Below are 15,806 nucleotides of genomic sequence, written 5' to 3'. Positions count from 1 at the left end.
CCCGGCCATCCTACGCCGGTCGGCACCTTTCGTGACGACTCGATTACCGGTTCGCCGTCGCCCGTGCCCGCGCCGTCCGGCGCGAGCGGATCACTGCGGCGGGCCGGAGGCGAGTTCGACCCGCTGGGTGACGGCCTGGCCGCCCGGTGTCCGGTAGGTGAGCGCGACCGTGTCGCCGGGGTGGTGGAGCAGCAGGAGGTCGGTGAGCGTGGTCGGGGAGTCGACCGGCGTGCCGTCCAGCGCGGTGATCACCGCGTCGACGGGGACGTTCAGCCGCTCGGCCGGGGAGTCGGGCAGCGTGGACGCCACCAGCGCGCCGCCGCCCTGCCTGCCGCCCTGCCCGCCGCCCGCGCCCTGCGCGGCGTCGGCCGCGCGGACCTGGACGCCGAGCATCGCGGTCTGGCCGATGTGCACCTTGGGGGAGTCCTGCCCGGACCGGATCTGCTCGGCGATCGCCAGCGCCCGGTTGATCGGGATGGCGAACCCGCGCCCGCTGTCCTTCTTGGCCATCGTGAACCCGGCGGACGCGGCGGTGTCCATGCCGACCACCTCGCCTGAGGCGTTGAACAGCGGCCCGCCCGAGTCGCCGGGCTTGATCGCCGCGTCCGTCTCGATCAGCCCGGACAGCTTCTCGGACGACCCGTCGGAGTCGTCCTTCGCGACGACCGCCTGGTCCAGCGCCGTGACCTTGCCGTGGGCGACCTTCGGCGCGCCGCCCTTGCCGCCCGCGTTGCCCTTCGCCGTGACCGCGTCGCCCTCGGCGACCTTGCCCGAGTCGCCGAACGCGGCGGGCTTCAGCCCCACGTCCTTCGCCCCGGACAGCCGGATGACCGCGACGTCGTTCGACTTGTCGTAGCCGACCACGCGCGCGGTGTAGCTCTTGCGGGTGCGGGTGTCGGTCGCCTTGATCGAGGTCGCGCCCTGGATGACGTGGTTGTTGGTGAGCACCAGGCCGGTGCGGTCCAGGATGATGCCGGTGCCCGCGGCGAGCGTGCCGCGGTAGCCGAGCTCGGTGTCGACGTTGACGATGCCGCCGCCGCGCACGCCCCCGACGGGCCGGTGCACCGCGAACGGCGAGGAGGACCCTCCGACCGCTGACAGACCGCTTGCCGGACCCGCCAGGATCGGCCTGATCAGCAGGAAGGCCGCGAGACCGGCGAGCGCCAGCAGCACGAGCCAGCCCGCGGCCGAGCGGGAGCCGCCGGACTCGGGGACGTCGCGGTCCGGGACAGGGTGCATCAGGCCTCCTCCGCGCCGCGCGGACGCGGACGGGATACCCGCTGCGTCCCGTTCACACCTCGGCGGCTCTACTTCATGAAACGCACCGCGAAGCGGAAATGTTCGGGATGGCGTGACAAGGAGGGCCGGATCACCGGATCCGGCCGTCCCCGGCGCGTACCCGCGGGACTCAGGAGGCGGAGGTGAAGTAGCGGCGCGGGTTGGCGACGAGCATCAGGTCGATCTGCTCGCCGGTCACCCCGGCCTCGCGCAGCGCGGGCAGCACGTCGTCGGTGAGGTGCCCGTAGTGCCAGTTCGGCAGGACGGGACGCAGCGCCTCGGGGTCCGGCCCGAACCAGTCGATGTAACAGGACGCGTCGTGGCTGAGCACCATCCGGTCGGCGTACCCGCGGGCGCACAGGGCGGCGATGGTGGCGACCCGGTCGGGCGTCGGGTTGTAGGTGTCCAGGCCGAACCGGTCCATGCCGAGGATCGCCCCGGTGTCGGCCAGCTCCATCAGGTAGTCGAGGTCGTTGCTGTCCCCCGCGTGGCCGACGACGACCCGCGCGGGGTCCACGCCCTCCTTGCCCAGCAGGTCGAGCGCGCCGCGTCCGCTGCGGGACGGGCTGTGCGTGTGGACGGTCACGGGCGCGCCCGTCTCGCGGTGCGCGGCGGCGACCGCCCGCAGCACCCGCTCGACGCCGGGCGTGAGTCCGGGCTCGTCCACCGCGCACTTGAGGAAGGCGGCCCTCACGCCGGTGTCCGCGATGCCCTCGGTGAGGTCGCGGACGAAGTCGGCGACGAGCGGATCGGGCCCGCCGAGGATCGTGCCCGGCCCCCGGTAGTGCAGCGGGAACGGCAGGTCGGCGTAGGTGTAGAGCCCGGTCGCGACGATGATGCGCAGCCCGGGGACCAGGTCGGCGATCCGCTGGATGCGCGGGATGTACCGGCCGAGTCCCCACACCGTCGGGTCGGCGATCGCGGTGACCCCGCTCTCGGTGAGCGCGGTCAGCTTGGCGACCGCGTCGGCGACCCGCTCCTCCTCGTCCCACCAGTCCCCGGCGCCGTAGTTGCGCTGGTGGTAGTCGTCCAGGACGAAGACGTGCTCGTGCATGTACGTCCGGCCGAGGTCGGCGACGTCGACCGGGCCGCGCACGGTCTCCACGGCGGGCATGGGGCCTCCCGGCGTCCTGGGTGGACGTCCGGCCGGGGGTGCCGGAGCACGTCCGGCCGGTCGGTCCCTCGCAACCTAGGACGTCCGGTGGAGACCGTCAACGGACGGGCCTGACATGTCCGGGACGTAGGCGCCCGCCGGTCAGACCTCGGTCACGATCTGGTCGTATCCGAGGCGCGGGTTGCGCGGGAACCAGGCGTCCGGGCCGGGCCTGCCCACGTTGACGACGGCGACCACCTCGTGGCCGGTGCCCTTGAGGAACTCGGCGCGGACGCCCTCGGCGTCGAAGCCGGTCATCGGGCCCGCGGCGAGGCCCGCCGCGCGGATGCCGACGATGAGGTAGCCGAGCTGGAGGGCGGTGTTGAACGTCGCCATGCCCGCGCGGCCCGGGTTGGCCTCCATGGCGTCGCGCGCGCCCGGGGCGTGCGGGAACACGGTCGGCAGGTGCTCGTGGAAGCCGGTGTCGGCGGCGACGATCAGCGTGAGCGGCGCGGTCGCCGTCTTCGGCCGGTTGCCCTCCGACATGTGCCGGACCAGGCGCTCGCGGGCCTCCGGCGTGCGGACGGCCACCAGCCGCATCGGCTGGCTGTTCATCGCGGTCGGCCCGAACTTGACCAGGTCGTAGATCGCCTGGAGCTGCTCGTCGGACACCGGCTCGGCGTCGAAGGTGTTGGCGGTGCGGGCCTCGCGGAACAGCAGGTCCTGGGCGGTCGCGTCGAGCGCGAGCGTGTCGGTGGGCCGGACGTCGGGGTGCAGGGCGGTCATCGCGAAAGCCTTTCTCGCTGCTAACGGTTGAAAGTTCAACCAACCTAACGCAGCGCCGTCCCTGGTTATGCCGGGACGCGTGTGGTTCCCGTCACGTCACGTGATCATCCCTGGTGGACGGTGGCCCGCGGGCGGCTCAACCGCCCATTCCGGCGGACACGTAGAGGGTGACCGGCTCGCCCTCGGCCAGCGCCGTGCCGTCCCCGGGGTAGCTGCGCACCACCCTGCCGGACGGCCGGGACGACGGGACCCTGATCACCGCGCCCACCGGGAGGTGCCGCTCGGCCAGCCGGGCCGTCGCGGCCTCCGCGCCGAGCCCCGCCACCGGCGGCACCGTGACCCGGCCGTCCGCCCGTCCGACCTGGGCGGAGGTGACCGGCGTGGCCGGCCCGCCGGGACCGTCCCCGCCCGGCCCGCCGCCCACCAGCAGCGTCAGGCCGAGCACCAGCCCGGCCGCGGCCGTCGCGCCGCCGCCGAGCAGCAGCGTCGTCCTCCCCGGGATCCCCTGCGGCCGGCCCTCGGGCATCGCGCGCCCCCATCGCCGGGGGACGCCCCTGTCGCGTCCCCTCTGGCCCGTTGGGACTCCGCGTCCCGAGATCGAGTTCACCGCGCGCCCGACTCGGCATGAGCCGGGCCGGTTCGTCCCCCCGGACCGGTCAGAACGGCAGCAGGAAGTGGATCTTCGCCGAGTCCAGCATCAGCACCGCCGCCGTGCCGACCGCGGCGAGCAGCGCCAGGCCCGCCGCCGAGAGCCCGCCGAGCACCGACCAGCGGCCCACCTGGTATCCCAGCGGGACCAGCGCCGGGTCGCGTCCGCGCACCGGCCACGGCGCGCGCATCGGCGACGTCCCGGGCACCTCGTCGATCACGTCCGGGGACGGCGCGGCGGTGACCGGCGCGGGCGGTGTCGCGGACGCCAGCCCCGACGCCCACAGCAGCAGGTCCGCGACCTCGCCCGGGGCGGTCGACAGCCCCGACCCGAAGAACCGGACCTCGGCCGCGACCTGCTCCAGCGACCGCACCGAGTTGCCGAGCCCGACCCCGGCCAGCCAGTCGCGCAGCCCGGCCTCGGTGACGTCCCGGCCGACCTCGGTCTTGACCAGCAGGTCCAGCTTGGTGACGATCACCCCGATCCGCTTCTGGCGGCCCCGGTCCGGACGGGTGCGCAGCTCGTTCAGGACGCGTTGCAGCGTGTCGGCCGGATCCTCCTCCGACGTTCCCGCCGACTCCTCGATCAGGTGCAGCTCCGACTCGCCCAGCGAGTGCCGGACGTACGGCAGCGCGAACGGGTCGACCACGAACAGCAGCGCCTCGCCGTGGTCCAGGTAGCGCAGCGACTCCACCTCGGTCGCGCCCGTGTAGTGCTCGCCCGCCGGGTCGAACAGGTACAGGATGCGGCGGACGCGGCCGGGCAGCTCGATGTCCAGCATCGTCGCGAGCGGCAGCTCGGGGCCGGTCTTGGCGGGCCGTCCACCCGAGTTGAACACCTGCACCATCGCCGCGTACGCCTCGGCGTGCCGCCGCTCGACGAACGCCAGCCGCCCGTGCGCCGCGCGCGCACGCGTGTGCAGCGCCCGGATGCCGAGCACCATGAACGTGGTCTTCCCGGCGGCGGGCCCGCCGACGAACGGCAGCGGCTCGATCCGGACGCGGCCGATGCGCTCGGGCAGCCGTCCCTCACAGTGCGGGCAGTACGCCGCGAGCCGGAACCGGCCCAGCGGGACGGTCGTCGGCAGCCGCGTCCCGCACTTGCACACGTGCCGGAACGCGCCCGCCGCGCTCGGCGTCAGGCGCGGATGCCGCGCCCCGCATCCCGGACACGCGTACACCGGCAGCGCGATCCGCTCGTAACAGAACGGATGCGGGCAGGTCTGCAGGATCCGCCCGTAGACCATGAACCCGCGCTCGACCGCCGCCAGCGCCAGCACGCACACCGACCACGCCGCGAGCCCGACCGCCGCGACCAGCCCGTACAGGACGGTCAGCGCCAGCCCGAACACCGCCGCCGGGACGGCCGCGACCGCGATCCCCGCGCACAGCGCCAGCCAGAACGGGAACGTGAAGAACCCCCACAACCCGCGGAACTGCAACCGGGTCAGCCGCGTGATCGCCCGGCTCGCCGTCCCGTACACGCGCGGCACGACGGTCCTGGTGATCGTCCACCAGTCGCGCCACGCCTGCCCGAGCAGGTAGGTCCGGTACGACACCGCGGGCTCGGCGACCGGCGACGGGCCGCCGCGCTCCCGAGGCGTCAGCGCCCGGACGGCGTGCAGGTAGTACAACCCGAACGCGGCGAGCCCCGCGGCGGCCACCACCGCCGGGAACAGCAGGGGAAACACCAGGACGAACCCGGCGTACATGACGGCGAGCCAGACCAGGATCAGCAGTCCGATGACGACGGCGGGCATCCGGTCACCCCCGCCGCGCGTCGTCGAGCAGCGCCTTCAGCGCCGCGCGAAGCCCGGGATCGGACGCGAACCGCGACTCCAGGTGCCGTGCCGCCAGGAACCCCGACGCCGCGCCGCGGGCCCATTCCTCCAGCGCCGGTTCGCGCACGCCCCGCGCCCGCAACCGCAGCGCCACCTCCACCAGCTCGTCCCGGCGCTCACTGTCGCCGCCGCGCCTGCGCCGCGCGCCCGGACCACCCGTCCATTGCACGCCGAGCCGCGCCCGCGCCGTCGGGGACGCCGCCGCCAGAAGTTCCGCACGGAACGCCGCCCCACGCCGCTCCAGCCGCTCGGCCGCCGACTCGAACGCCCGCACCGCGAGCCGTCCCGCGCGCGGGAGCCCGTCGAGCGCACGCGCGGCGTCCACGGGCTTCTCCGCCGTCACCGCCTCCGCGTGGGCGCGCACGATCGCCGCGTCCGCGTCCGCCGCGCCGCCGGGGAGCACCGTCCGCACCCGCTCCGCGAGCCGCAGCGTCGAAGCCTCCGCCAGCTCGCCGTATCCGGCCGCGACCCGCATGAACGTCCGCGAAGGCAGCACCCCGAGCGCCGGATGCTCCGCACATGCCTCCGGATGCGCCGCCACCAGCTCCAGGCACATCACCGGATCCGGCGGATCCTCCCAGACCGAGCTCAACACCGGATCGAGCTCCACCACACTGAGCCCGAGTCCCAGAAGCCGCCCCGTCACCGCGACCCGCCGTTCCGGCACGCGCCGCCCGACGGACGCCAGCACCGCCGCCGCGACCTCCGCCGGAACCCCGCCCCCGCGGAACCCGTCGTCCACCTCACGCGGCGAGAACCAGCCCCCCGAGCCCTTGCCGAACGCCTTCGGGGGCGTGAACCCCTTGCCTGCTCTGAACGGCTTGGCCGCTGCGGCGTTCATGTAGAGCTCGTCGAAGAGCAGGTCGCAGGTGGCGTCGGTGAGGACGGCCTTGCGAGTCGGCCCGTCCGCCGCGTGCAGGCCCTTCAGGACGCCCTCCAACAAGGCCTCACGGTGCTCGGCGGGACACTCGGCGAACGCCTTGGGCAGGTCGGACGCCCCGGACCGCGCCCGCCCGGACGCGGCGGCGACGAGCTCGCCACGCGGGGTTCCCTCGGCGGCGAGCCGGACGACCGCCGTCAGATCGGGCGCCTGCGCGAGGGCACGCGCCGCGCACTGCCCGGCGACCTCGGAGGCGCCCGCCGCGTGCGCCCACCGGTGCACCGCCAGCGCCAGGTCGTACCCCATGGACGGGACGCCGCGCACCAGGTCGCCCCACACCCAGTCGGGGATCGCGGTGCCGTGCCGGGTGAGCAGATCCGCCGCCCCGGCCTCCTCGTCCTCCGGGACGCCGTGCTCGCCCCGGCACAAGGCGAGCAGCCCGGCCGCCCGGTCGAGGACGGCCGGATCCGGAGCGTCGGGGGACGCGCCCGACCCGAGCAGCGCCAGCTCGGCCAGCGCGTCCAGCCCGGCGAAGTCGGCGTCCCGCCAGCACGCCGCGACCGTCCGCGCGAACCGTCCGGCCTCGTCCGCGCCCTGGACGGGCAGGTCGAGCGGAACCGCGGGCGAGGTGCGCTGCGCGGACGCCCACACGTCCGGCGTCGTCCCGACCAGCCGCTGCGGCGCGCCGTCCGGGTCGGCGCTGTAGGTCACGAACGACAGCGCGGACGCCGCCGCGACCGGCAGCGAGTACGACACCACCGCGATCCACCGCGCGACGAGCTCGATGTCGGACGAGACCAGCACCACCCGCCCGTGCCCCCGCCCGAGGACGGCCACCACGGCGTCCACGATCCGCGCTAGCCGCCCGAAGGCCTCGTCCGGGTCGGCCTCGGACGCGAGCCAGGCCGCCAGGGACTCGGGGTCGAGACCCTCGTCCGGCACGAGCTCGTCCACCTCGGGCAGGTCGGTCTCGGACGCGGGGGAGTCGGTCCACAGCGGCGCGTGCCACAGCTCGACCGGGCGGACGCCCTCCAGCTCGTCCGGCTCGGCGACGACCGCGTGCGCGAAGAAGTTGCCGTACCGCCCGGAGTAGTCACGCCCCAGGTAGCGGCAGCGCAGCAGCAGCGGACGCCCGTCCACGCGGTCGTACAGCAGCGACACCGGGAACTGGTCGAGCTCGTCGTCGGCGGGCGACAGCGGGGCCTCCGGCGGCGGACGGTACGACACGTGCGGCGTGATGCGCGCCCGCGTCCCGTCCGGCAGCCCCGGAGTCTCCGCGACGAACTGGAACCCCGACCGGCCGGTCGGCCCCCGCCGCGCCGAGGTGTAGTGCAGCTGCCAGGCCACCTGAAGTCACTCCCCGTCGAGCATGCCGAATCGATAGAGGAGCCAGAGCAGTGGATCCTCCGCGCGGTAGGGGCGGACGCCGCCCGCGCCGACGCGGTCGCCTTCGGGCATGGAGCCGAGCGCGGACAGGCCGAACAGGGCGTAGTCGGCGTACTGCTGCGACAGGAACAGGTCGAGCTGGCCCGCGTTCCAGTCGTGCAGGAGGGCCCTGACCTGCTCGTTCACCGCCGACCGGTCGTCCAGGTCCAGAACGCCGGAACCGGAGCGGGAGCGGTGCAGGGCCGACTGCCGCGCCACCGCCGGGCCGAGCGCGTCGATCTTGGTGAGCGCGACCGCGACCGGGACCGGGAGGCGCTCGCCCGGACGCAGGCCGTGCCGGAGACGGAGCGCCTCGGTGACGCGCGCGATGATGTTGATCGGCTCGCTGTCCGGGTCCTCGCCGAGGGTGCCCTCGCGGTCCTGCGCCTCGTCGGCGATCGCGTTGTGCGCGCCGGGCAGCTCCAGCGGGTCGACGAGGAAGATGATCGCGTCGGCCGCCTCCAGGTACCGCAGGTGCAGGTCGCGGACCTCGCGGCTGCGCAGGTCCTCACCGGCGGTGTCGAACAGGACGAGCGCCAGCGCGTCGTGCTTGGCCCGCCCCATCCCGGCCAGCGGCGTGCGCGCCAGCTTCGACGGGCGGGTGCGGGTCAGCAGGTACACGAGGGGCTCGCGCGGCGCGGTCGCGGCGCTCGCCGTGGTCGGCAGCAGCCGCCGCTCCTCCAGCAGCGGACGCGCGAAGTCCCGCTTGTACCGCTCGATCGTCCGGTCGTCGCACGCGACGAGCGAGGTGTCGAGCTCGGTGCCGACCCGGTTCATCAGCTCGTGCAGCAGGACGGCGATGTAGGTCGACTTGCCCGCGTTCTTCGCGCCGACGAGCGCGACGATGCGTCCCGGGGAGTCGCAGTACGCGGTCGGCAGCGGGTTGTGGCACTCGGGGCAGACGCGGTTGTGCGTCGGCTGCCCGCAGTCGGGACAGTCGGCGCGCCCGCCCGACCGCGGCGGCGCGGCGAACACCGGCGGCAGGGACGCGCCCGCCGTCGAGCCGGTGTAGGCGGCGAGCTCCTCGTCGAGCACGGGAGCGCAGCCCTGCCTGCGGCCGACCTGGCCGCGGCAGCGGAACGGGATCCGCTGCGGACTGATCTCCACGAAACAGTACGGGCAGGTGATCTCCTGCCGGGCGAGGCCGGGCAGGCTCACCCGGGACGCTAGGGACACCGGCTCCTCCTGGGGGCGCGTTACCGGGGGCTGTGCAGATGACGGACCGGGGGATCGGTCAACTCGACCACGGTGTCATCCGTGAAGCAGCGTAGCCAGTACTCGCCCGCGGGCCGAGGCAGCGGCACGGTGAGTTCTCCCGGAACCGGCACCTGCGTCCACGATCCGAGCGTCTCGCCGTCGGTCGGACGGTGCGGCATCACCCGCCCGCGCCGCAGGACGAGCTCCAGCGAGCCGACCCGCAGCGGACGCTCCGCCGACAGTTTCACGGTGAGCGCCCGCTTCCACGGCGGCCCGGTCCGTTCCAGCTCGTACCGGACGAGCGTGCGCGCCTGCACCTCCACGGTGACCGGCGTGCCGACGACCCGCTGGTCGTCGGCGGTGCTCACGGCGGCGACCGCCAGCTCGACCGGTTCGGCCTCCGGCGCCTCCACGCGCAGCCCGCCCTGCGCCTCGTAGGCGGCGCGGGTGACCGACACCCGCTCGGGAGCGGCGGTCGGGAGCCGTCCGGCCTCGATCCGTCCGGCCGCGACCAGGTTCGCCTCGATCCGCCCGGTGGCGATCGCGTCCACGCCGATCCGCCAGCTCAGCTCGACCTCGGCGACCTCGTCGGGCCAGTCGAACCCGACGTGCACGACCCCGCCGCGACGCTCGGCGACCAGCCGTCGCGGCGGCGGCAGGTTCACGTGGCGGTGCTGCGCGCCGATCGCGGCCGTGCCCTCGGCGACGGTGACGGCGAGCAGCCAGCCGCCGCGTCCGGGCTTGACCAGGATCCCGTCGGACGTCACCGCGTTCGGGATCCGCCGGGACGCCTTCCGCACGTCCTCGACCGGGACGATCGCGCTGCGCGGCCACTCGGGCTGCGCGTCCAGCAGGACGACCTCGGGGCTGCCGTGCTCCGGACGCTCGAACCGGACGAGGATCTCGTCCTCCTCGCCCGCCGACGCGTCCACGGCGATGTCGTAGACCGGTTCCGGCGGCGCGGACGGCGTGACCGACAGCCGGACGCCCGGCGTGGTCACCTCGCGGCCCTGCTCGTCCAGGTAGACCGCGCAGATCCGGTAGTGGTGCGTCACGCCGTTCGGGACCCGCTCGGAGAACCCCTCGCGGCCCGCCGGGACGGCCCGCTCGCCGCCCCGCCCGGCGCGGAACACCGCGATCCGCGCGGCCTCCGGCGGGCACCGCCAGCGGCCGGTGACCGTGCCGTCGCCCGGAGCCAGCTCCACCTCGCGCGGCTCGGGCCGCACCAGGATCGGGCCCGCGACGGTCGGCGGCGCGTGGGCCTCGCCCCGCACCGCGATCACCGCGTAGTACAGGTGGACGTTGACCGGAGGGGAGTCGTCCCTGGTCAGCGGCACCGGCTCGCCGTCGGCGGGCCCGTGCGGCGGACGGTCCCGGCGGCGCACCATGTGGTACAGCACCTCGCCCGCCGTGGACGGCGACGCCTCCCACACGAGGCGCACCGACGGCTCCGGGTCGGCGTGCACGGTCGCGATCAGGGACTCCACCGGCTTCGGCGGCAGCCGCTTCTGGTGGTCGGCCGCGCCCGGCAGGTCCCGGACCAGCTTCAACGCGTCGGCGAGCAGCCGCCACGCGCGGTCGGTGTCCGGCTCGTCCGCCGCCGCCTCCCGCAACCGCGTCGCAGTCGCCACCCGGTGCCGGGCCTCGGCCGCCAGGACCGCCACGTCGTCGGGCAGGTCGCTCCCGGCGGCGGCGTGACGCCCGCTCGCGCGACCGCCGCCCTGCGCGTCGTCCGAGGCGGCCGGGTCCTGGCCGGGCGTGGACGGGCCGGGGTCGGTGAGGGCCCGGGCGAACTCGGCGGCGGCGTAGATCTCGCCCGCGTCGAGGAGCTCGCGGAGGCGGTCGGCGGGGCCGGGCTGCGGGGGACCGGCCGCGGCGGCCGGGGCCTGCTCGCGCAGGACGGCGAAGACGAGACGGCGCGCGTCCGACGCGTCCACGCCGAGTTCCTCGGTGGCGTGCCGCAGCAGCGCGCGCTCGGACGCGCGCTGACGGAGCCGCTCGCGCAGCCGGTCGACGACGTCGAAGCGGATCAGGTCGGTCAGGTGGGCGCCGGAGTCCTCGCCCTGCCCGGCGCGCAGCGCCGCCAGGACGGTCTGCGCGTGCGTGGTGCTCGTGTCCCGGCTGCGCCGCGCCCACTCGGCGGCGACGGCCGCGACCGCCTCAGCGGACGGGACCAGGGGATTGCCGTCCCGGCCCGCCGCGGCGAAGCCGTCCAGGACCCGCATCGGGCCGCCGAGCCGTCCGCCGAACAGGAAGTCGGCCAGGTTGCGGCGGCCGAGGACGTCCAGCGACTCGCGCACCTTGGGATAGGCGGCGTAGGGCGGCGCGGCGGGCAGCGCGTCCGGTTCGCGGACCTCGATCCGCCCGGACGCGAGCGCCGACAGCTCCGCGCCCGTCACCCCGGCGGTGCGGGCGATGTCCTCCAGCTCGCCGGGCGTGACCATCTGGATCAGGCCGCCCGCGTCGGCGAGCCGCGCCGCCGCGACCTCCATCCGGCGCCGGGACCGCGCCTGCCCGCCCGCGAGCCGCTGCCGCAGCGGGTTCAGGTCGCCGCGCTCGGCCGCCGCGAAGACCGGGGCGAGCTCGCGGTGCTCGGCCTCGAGCCGGTCCACGAGCTTGCGGTACTTCAGCTGGCCGCGCGCCCGCCGCCAGCACTGCCGGACCTGCTTGACCCGCGCCGCGACGGCCTCCGGCGTCGGCTGCTCCGGCAGCGCGTACCGGACCCGCAGGTCCTCCGGCGGCTGGTCGCCCGCCGCCCGCGCCGGCTCCAGCACCTCACGCTGGTAGGCGGCGTCGAAGCCCTGCCCGGACGGCTGGCCACCGGTCGTCATCGCGCGCTCAGCTCACCTTCACCCGGGAGAGCGCGGTGCGGGACCGCTCGACGTCCTCCTCGGACATCCCGCCGACGTCCACCTTCAGCTCCAGCCGCTCGCCCGTCTCCTTCTCCACGGCCGTGACGTTGAGCAGCCCGGACGCGTCGAGCTCGAAGGTCACCCCGATCGGCCAGCCCGCCTGCTTGCCGTCCGGGATCCGGATCTGCCCGGTCGCGATCTCGGAGTTGTCGACCAGCTCGGCCGACTCGACCGACCCGGCCTGCTCCATCACCCGGACGTCGGCGGAGGTCTGCTCGTCGTGGACGGTGTAGAAGTCCTCGGTGTGCGCGGCGGGCAGCTCGTCGTTGGCGTGCACCAGGTGCGCGACGTGCTCGGCCCCGCTGTCCCGGTCGACGACGACGATGCCGAACGCGTGCGAGGCGACGGTCAGGATCCGGCGGTTGGCGATCTGCGCCTTCTGGTCGGCCGACAGCCCGGCGCGTCCGGCCATCTCCTCGGCCCGCTCGTCCTCACCGGCGGCCAGCAGCCGCCGGTAGGTCTCCTCGAACGCGTACAGGGCCGCGCCCTTGGCGACCGCGAGGTCGGGGTCCTGGAGGCGCGGGTTCAGGCCGAGCTCGGTGGACAGCCGCGCCGCGACGACCGGCATCTTGGTGGACCCGCCGACCAGGACCAGGTCGTCGAAGTCGTCGACGCCCTTCTCCTTGGCGGTCTCCAGCGTCCGGCCGGTGATCTCGATCGTCCGGTCCAGCAGGTCGCGGGTCAGCTCCTCCAGGCGCTCGCGGGTGATCTCGACCGTCGCGCTGCGCCCGTCGTGCATCACCCGGACGGTGTGCGCGGTGCGGTTGGTCAGCGACTTCTTGGCGTCCTCGGCGTCCCGGCGCAGCTGCTGCTCGGACTGGCGGTCGTCCAGCGGGTCGCCCGCGTCGGGGTGCTCGGCGCGGAACCGCTCGGCCAGGTACTCCACCAGCCGCGCGTCCCAGTCGGCGCCGCCGAGCTCGTGGTCGCCGTCGGTGCAGATGACCTCGATGTGCCCGCCGCGCAGCGTGATGACCGTCGTGTCGAACGTTCCGCCGCCGAGGTCGTACACCAGGATCGTGCGGTCCTGCTCGGGGTTGAGCACGCCGTAGGTGATCGCGGCGGCGATCGGCTCGGACACGATGTCGATGACGTTGAGCCCGGCGATCCGGCCCGCCTTGCGGGTGGCGTCGCGCTCGGCCGCGCCGAAGTAGGCCGGGACGGTCACGACCACGTCCCGCGCGTCCTCGCCGGACTGGGTGCGCGCGTCGGTGACCAGCTTCAGCAGGATGAACGCCGACAGCTCCTCGGGGGTGTACTCGATCCCCTGGATGTCGCGGGCCACCTCGCGGCCCATGTCCCGCTTCACCAGGCTGACGACGTTCTCGGGCTCCAGGACCGCGGTGTCCTTCGCGGTCTGCCCGACCACCACGTTGTCCTCGCTCTCGAAGTACACCACCGAGGGTGTGGTGTCGGTGCCCTCCAGGTTCCGCAGGACCGCGGGGCGTCCCACGTCGTCGATGGAGGCAATGCAGGAGTAGGTGGTTCCCAGGTCGATCCCGTAGACAGCCATATCCTCTTCACCTATCGCTACCGGGGTGCGGCGGGCGCCGGCCACCGGGTCGCCGGCCACCGGTCGGGCGGACGGCGTGCCGTCCCGCGCCGGGCCGCCGGGAGTGGGCGGTCCGGTCCGGGAGGTCAGCGCGCCGGCCGTCGATGACCATCGTCCCGCTCCGTCCGCCGCCGCGCATCGCTCTTGACCGACTTCCCGACACGGACCCCGGCCTTGCGGACGACCCGGTCGCCCTTCTCGAACCCGTCCGTCAGGACGGCGACGACCGTCCCGTCGCGGTCCGGGTCGTCCACCTCCACCCGCTCCACGGGGCGGTGTCGGGAGGCGTCGTAGGGCTGGCCGGGCTCGACCTCGAACCGGACGGATCCGGTCCTGGCCAGGGTGTCGGCGACCTCGTTCGCGCAGTCGCCGAGCAGCCTGGCGGCCTGCTCGGGCTCCGGCGGGGACGCGGCGGCCTGCCGTAGTGTGTCGTGGACCTTGTACAGCGCGGCGCGGACCGGTTCAAGCATCGACTCGAGCTCGCCGCGCCGCAGCCGCTGGTTCTCCTCGTGCAGCCGGTCGATGACCGACTCGCGGTGGGCGGCGCGGTCGGTCTCGCGGTCGAGCCGTCCGAGCAGGTCGTGCAGCGCGTCGCGGACCTCGCGGGCGACCGCGGTCGCCTCTCCGTCCGCCGCTCCGGCCTCACTCGCGGACTGCCCGGCCTCCGCCGCGTCCTCGCCGTCGTCGGTCGGTTCGGTGGTCGCGTCCGCCGCGTCCGTCGATTTCTCTGTCGTCGTGTCGCCGTCGTCCGAGGACGTCGCGGACGCCGTCTCGTCGGCCTCGGTCCCGGGGGCGGAGGCTCCGGTGGGTGCGGTGCCGTTCGCCGACCCGGTCGGTGGCCGTTCGTCCCGTGACCCCGCGCTGACTTCCCGCTTCCGATCGCTCGACACGTTGAGTCACCCTAATGGGACGAACCTCGCAGGCATAGGGCGCGCTTGACGGCGCGCTGACATTTCCGCGACGCAAGCCGGACCCGCTTCCGACTTCTCCGTCGGAACACGGCGGGCCCGGGCGACGGAAACGCGTGGACGTGACCCTCCTGACGTCGGAGAACGTCGCGCACGGTGTCCTCGCCGCCACAGTTTCGGCGTGTGGTCGCGCGGGGTCGCGCGGTGGGGAAAGAGAAACGCGCAGAGAAGACGAAACCGGACGCCATGGGCGTGCGTCTCATTTCTCGGACACGGCTCCCGGTCGCGGCGGCGCGGTCGCGCTCGGGGCCGTGTCCACGTTCGTTTGTGTCCGCGTTCTTCCGTGCCGGGTCAGAGCAGGGCGAGGACGGCGTCGAGGTCGGTGAGGCCCGCGTCGGAGCCGAGCCCCTGGGCGACGGTCGCGGCGGCGGCCGTGCCCCAGCGCGCGGCCTGCCTGCAGGAGAGGCCGCGCAGCAGGGCCGTCAGGTAGCCCGCGCAGTAGGCGTCGCCGCAGCCGGTGGTGTCGACGACCGGAACGTCCAGCGCGGGGATCCGGTGGACCTCCTCGCGGGTCGCGACCAGGCTGCCCTCCGCGCCGAGCGTGACGACGACCGACGTCGGGCCCTCGGCGAGCAGCGCCCGGGCGGCGAGTTCCGGGTCGTCCTCGCCGGTCAGCGCGGCGGCCTGCTCCTCGTTCGGCAGGACGTGGTCCACGTGCGCGAGGAACGGGCGGGCGCCGTCCAGCAGGTCGGGCATGTTGGACAGGAAGTCCATCGTCACGATGGTCCCGGACGCGCGGGCGGCGTCCAGGGCGGCGAGGAACCCCGGGTCGTTCAGGCCGAACGTCACGTCCGGGCCGCCGAGGTGGACGGCGTCGGCGGCCATGAGCAGGCCGGGGTCGACGGCGCTCGCGGTCAGCGTCAGGTTCGCGCCGGGGGCGTGGAACGAGGGCCGTCCGCCGTCCGCGCGGATCGGCAGGACGGACGCGGAGGTCTGCGCGTCCGTGCGCCGGACCAGGCCGCCCACGTCGACGCCGTGCCTGGTCATCAGCGAGGTGAGCAGGCCGCCGAGGTCGTCGTCGCCGATCGCGCCGACCGACACGACTTCGTTGCCGAGGTGCGCGAGGACGACGGCCGTCCCCGCGGCGGACCCGGCGGCGGTCACGCGGATCTCGTCCACGACGACCGTGTCCTGGCCGTCCGGGATCGCCTCCACCGGGCGGGCCAGGACGTCCACGATGTGCGCTCCGAGCGTCAGAACCACCACGTCGGGTCTCCCTCAGAAGATCG

Annotated in this window: 11 protein-coding genes; all 11 read right to left on the bottom strand. The window is 74.7% G+C overall.

Annotated features, from left to right (window positions below; genetic code table 11):
- Positions 1-90: 90 nt before the first annotated feature.
- Complete coding sequence (locus P696_RS0128260) at positions 91-1,239, bottom strand: S1C family serine protease (protein ID WP_034487345.1); 1,149 nt, start codon at positions 1,237-1,239, stop codon at positions 91-93.
- A gap of 169 nt (positions 1,240-1,408) precedes the next feature.
- On the bottom strand, positions 1,409-2,392 hold the full coding sequence (locus tag P696_RS0128255) for a phosphotriesterase family protein (RefSeq protein WP_026414952.1): 984 nt from the start codon (positions 2,390-2,392) through the stop codon (positions 1,409-1,411).
- Between the two features lie 141 nt (positions 2,393-2,533).
- Positions 2,534-3,157, bottom strand: coding sequence for a malonic semialdehyde reductase (locus P696_RS0128250; protein ID WP_051468280.1), 624 nt, complete (start codon positions 3,155-3,157; stop codon positions 2,534-2,536).
- A 136-nt stretch (positions 3,158-3,293) separates the two neighbouring features.
- A complete protein-coding gene (locus P696_RS0128245) occupies positions 3,294-3,683 on the bottom strand; it encodes a PASTA domain-containing protein (RefSeq protein WP_026414950.1) in 390 nt (129 codons plus the stop codon).
- A gap of 130 nt (positions 3,684-3,813) precedes the next feature.
- Positions 3,814-5,565 carry a TRAFAC clade GTPase domain-containing protein gene (locus tag P696_RS56295; protein ID WP_026414949.1) on the bottom strand — a complete coding sequence of 584 codons (1,752 nt, stop codon included), beginning with the start codon at positions 5,563-5,565 and terminating at the stop codon, positions 3,814-3,816.
- A gap of 4 nt (positions 5,566-5,569) precedes the next feature.
- A complete protein-coding gene (locus tag P696_RS0128235; RefSeq protein WP_026414948.1) occupies positions 5,570-7,873 on the bottom strand; it encodes a GAP1-N2 domain-containing protein in 2,304 nt (767 codons plus the stop codon).
- A gap of 6 nt (positions 7,874-7,879) precedes the next feature.
- On the bottom strand, positions 7,880-9,127 hold the full coding sequence (locus tag P696_RS0128230; RefSeq protein ID WP_051468279.1) for a GTPase: 1,248 nt from the start codon (positions 9,125-9,127) through the stop codon (positions 7,880-7,882).
- A 20-nt stretch (positions 9,128-9,147) separates the two neighbouring features.
- The gene (locus tag P696_RS0128225; RefSeq protein ID WP_026414946.1) at positions 9,148-11,979 is read right to left on the bottom strand and encodes a SaeA-related protein; all 2,832 of its coding nucleotides are present in this window, start codon (positions 11,977-11,979) and stop codon (positions 9,148-9,150) included.
- A gap of 7 nt (positions 11,980-11,986) precedes the next feature.
- Positions 11,987-13,570: an Hsp70 family protein gene (locus P696_RS0128220; protein ID WP_026414945.1), complete on the bottom strand. Its 1,584-nt coding sequence runs from the start codon at positions 13,568-13,570 to the stop codon at positions 11,987-11,989.
- Between the two features lie 125 nt (positions 13,571-13,695).
- Positions 13,696-14,499 (bottom strand): nucleotide exchange factor GrpE, encoded by an 804-nt coding sequence (locus P696_RS58385; RefSeq protein WP_245627844.1) that lies wholly within the window; start codon positions 14,497-14,499, stop codon positions 13,696-13,698.
- Positions 14,500-14,868: 369 nt separating this feature from the next.
- Positions 14,869-15,783, bottom strand: a complete 915-nt coding sequence (locus P696_RS0128210) for a carbohydrate kinase family protein (RefSeq protein ID WP_026414944.1) — start codon at positions 15,781-15,783, stop codon at positions 14,869-14,871.
- Between the last annotated feature and the right edge of the window lie 23 nt (positions 15,784-15,806).

Origin of the sequence: Actinomadura oligospora ATCC 43269 (assembly GCF_000518265.1) — a bacterium.
GTDB lineage: Bacteria > Actinomycetota > Actinomycetes > Streptosporangiales > Streptosporangiaceae > Spirillospora > Spirillospora oligospora.
Note: the sequence above shows the minus strand (reverse complement) of the source record. Positions and strands in the feature narration are given on the sequence as shown.

Coding starts and splice junctions, on each gene's coding strand:
- P696_RS0128260 (WP_034487345.1), bottom strand. CDS start 1,239: ATGCACCCTGTCCCGGACCGCGACGTCCCCGAGTCCGGCGGCTCCCGC.
- P696_RS0128255 (WP_026414952.1), bottom strand. CDS start 2,392: ATGCCCGCCGTGGAGACCGTGCGCGGCCCGGTCGACGTCGCCGACCTC.
- P696_RS0128250 (WP_051468280.1), bottom strand. CDS start 3,157: ATGACCGCCCTGCACCCCGACGTCCGGCCCACCGACACGCTCGCGCTC.
- P696_RS0128245 (WP_026414950.1), bottom strand. CDS start 3,683: ATGCCCGAGGGCCGGCCGCAGGGGATCCCGGGGAGGACGACGCTGCTG.
- P696_RS56295 (WP_026414949.1), bottom strand. CDS start 5,565: ATGCCCGCCGTCGTCATCGGACTGCTGATCCTGGTCTGGCTCGCCGTC.
- P696_RS0128225 (WP_026414946.1), bottom strand. CDS start 11,979: ATGACGACCGGTGGCCAGCCGTCCGGGCAGGGCTTCGACGCCGCCTAC.
- P696_RS0128220 (WP_026414945.1), bottom strand. CDS start 13,570: ATGGCTGTCTACGGGATCGACCTGGGAACCACCTACTCCTGCATTGCC.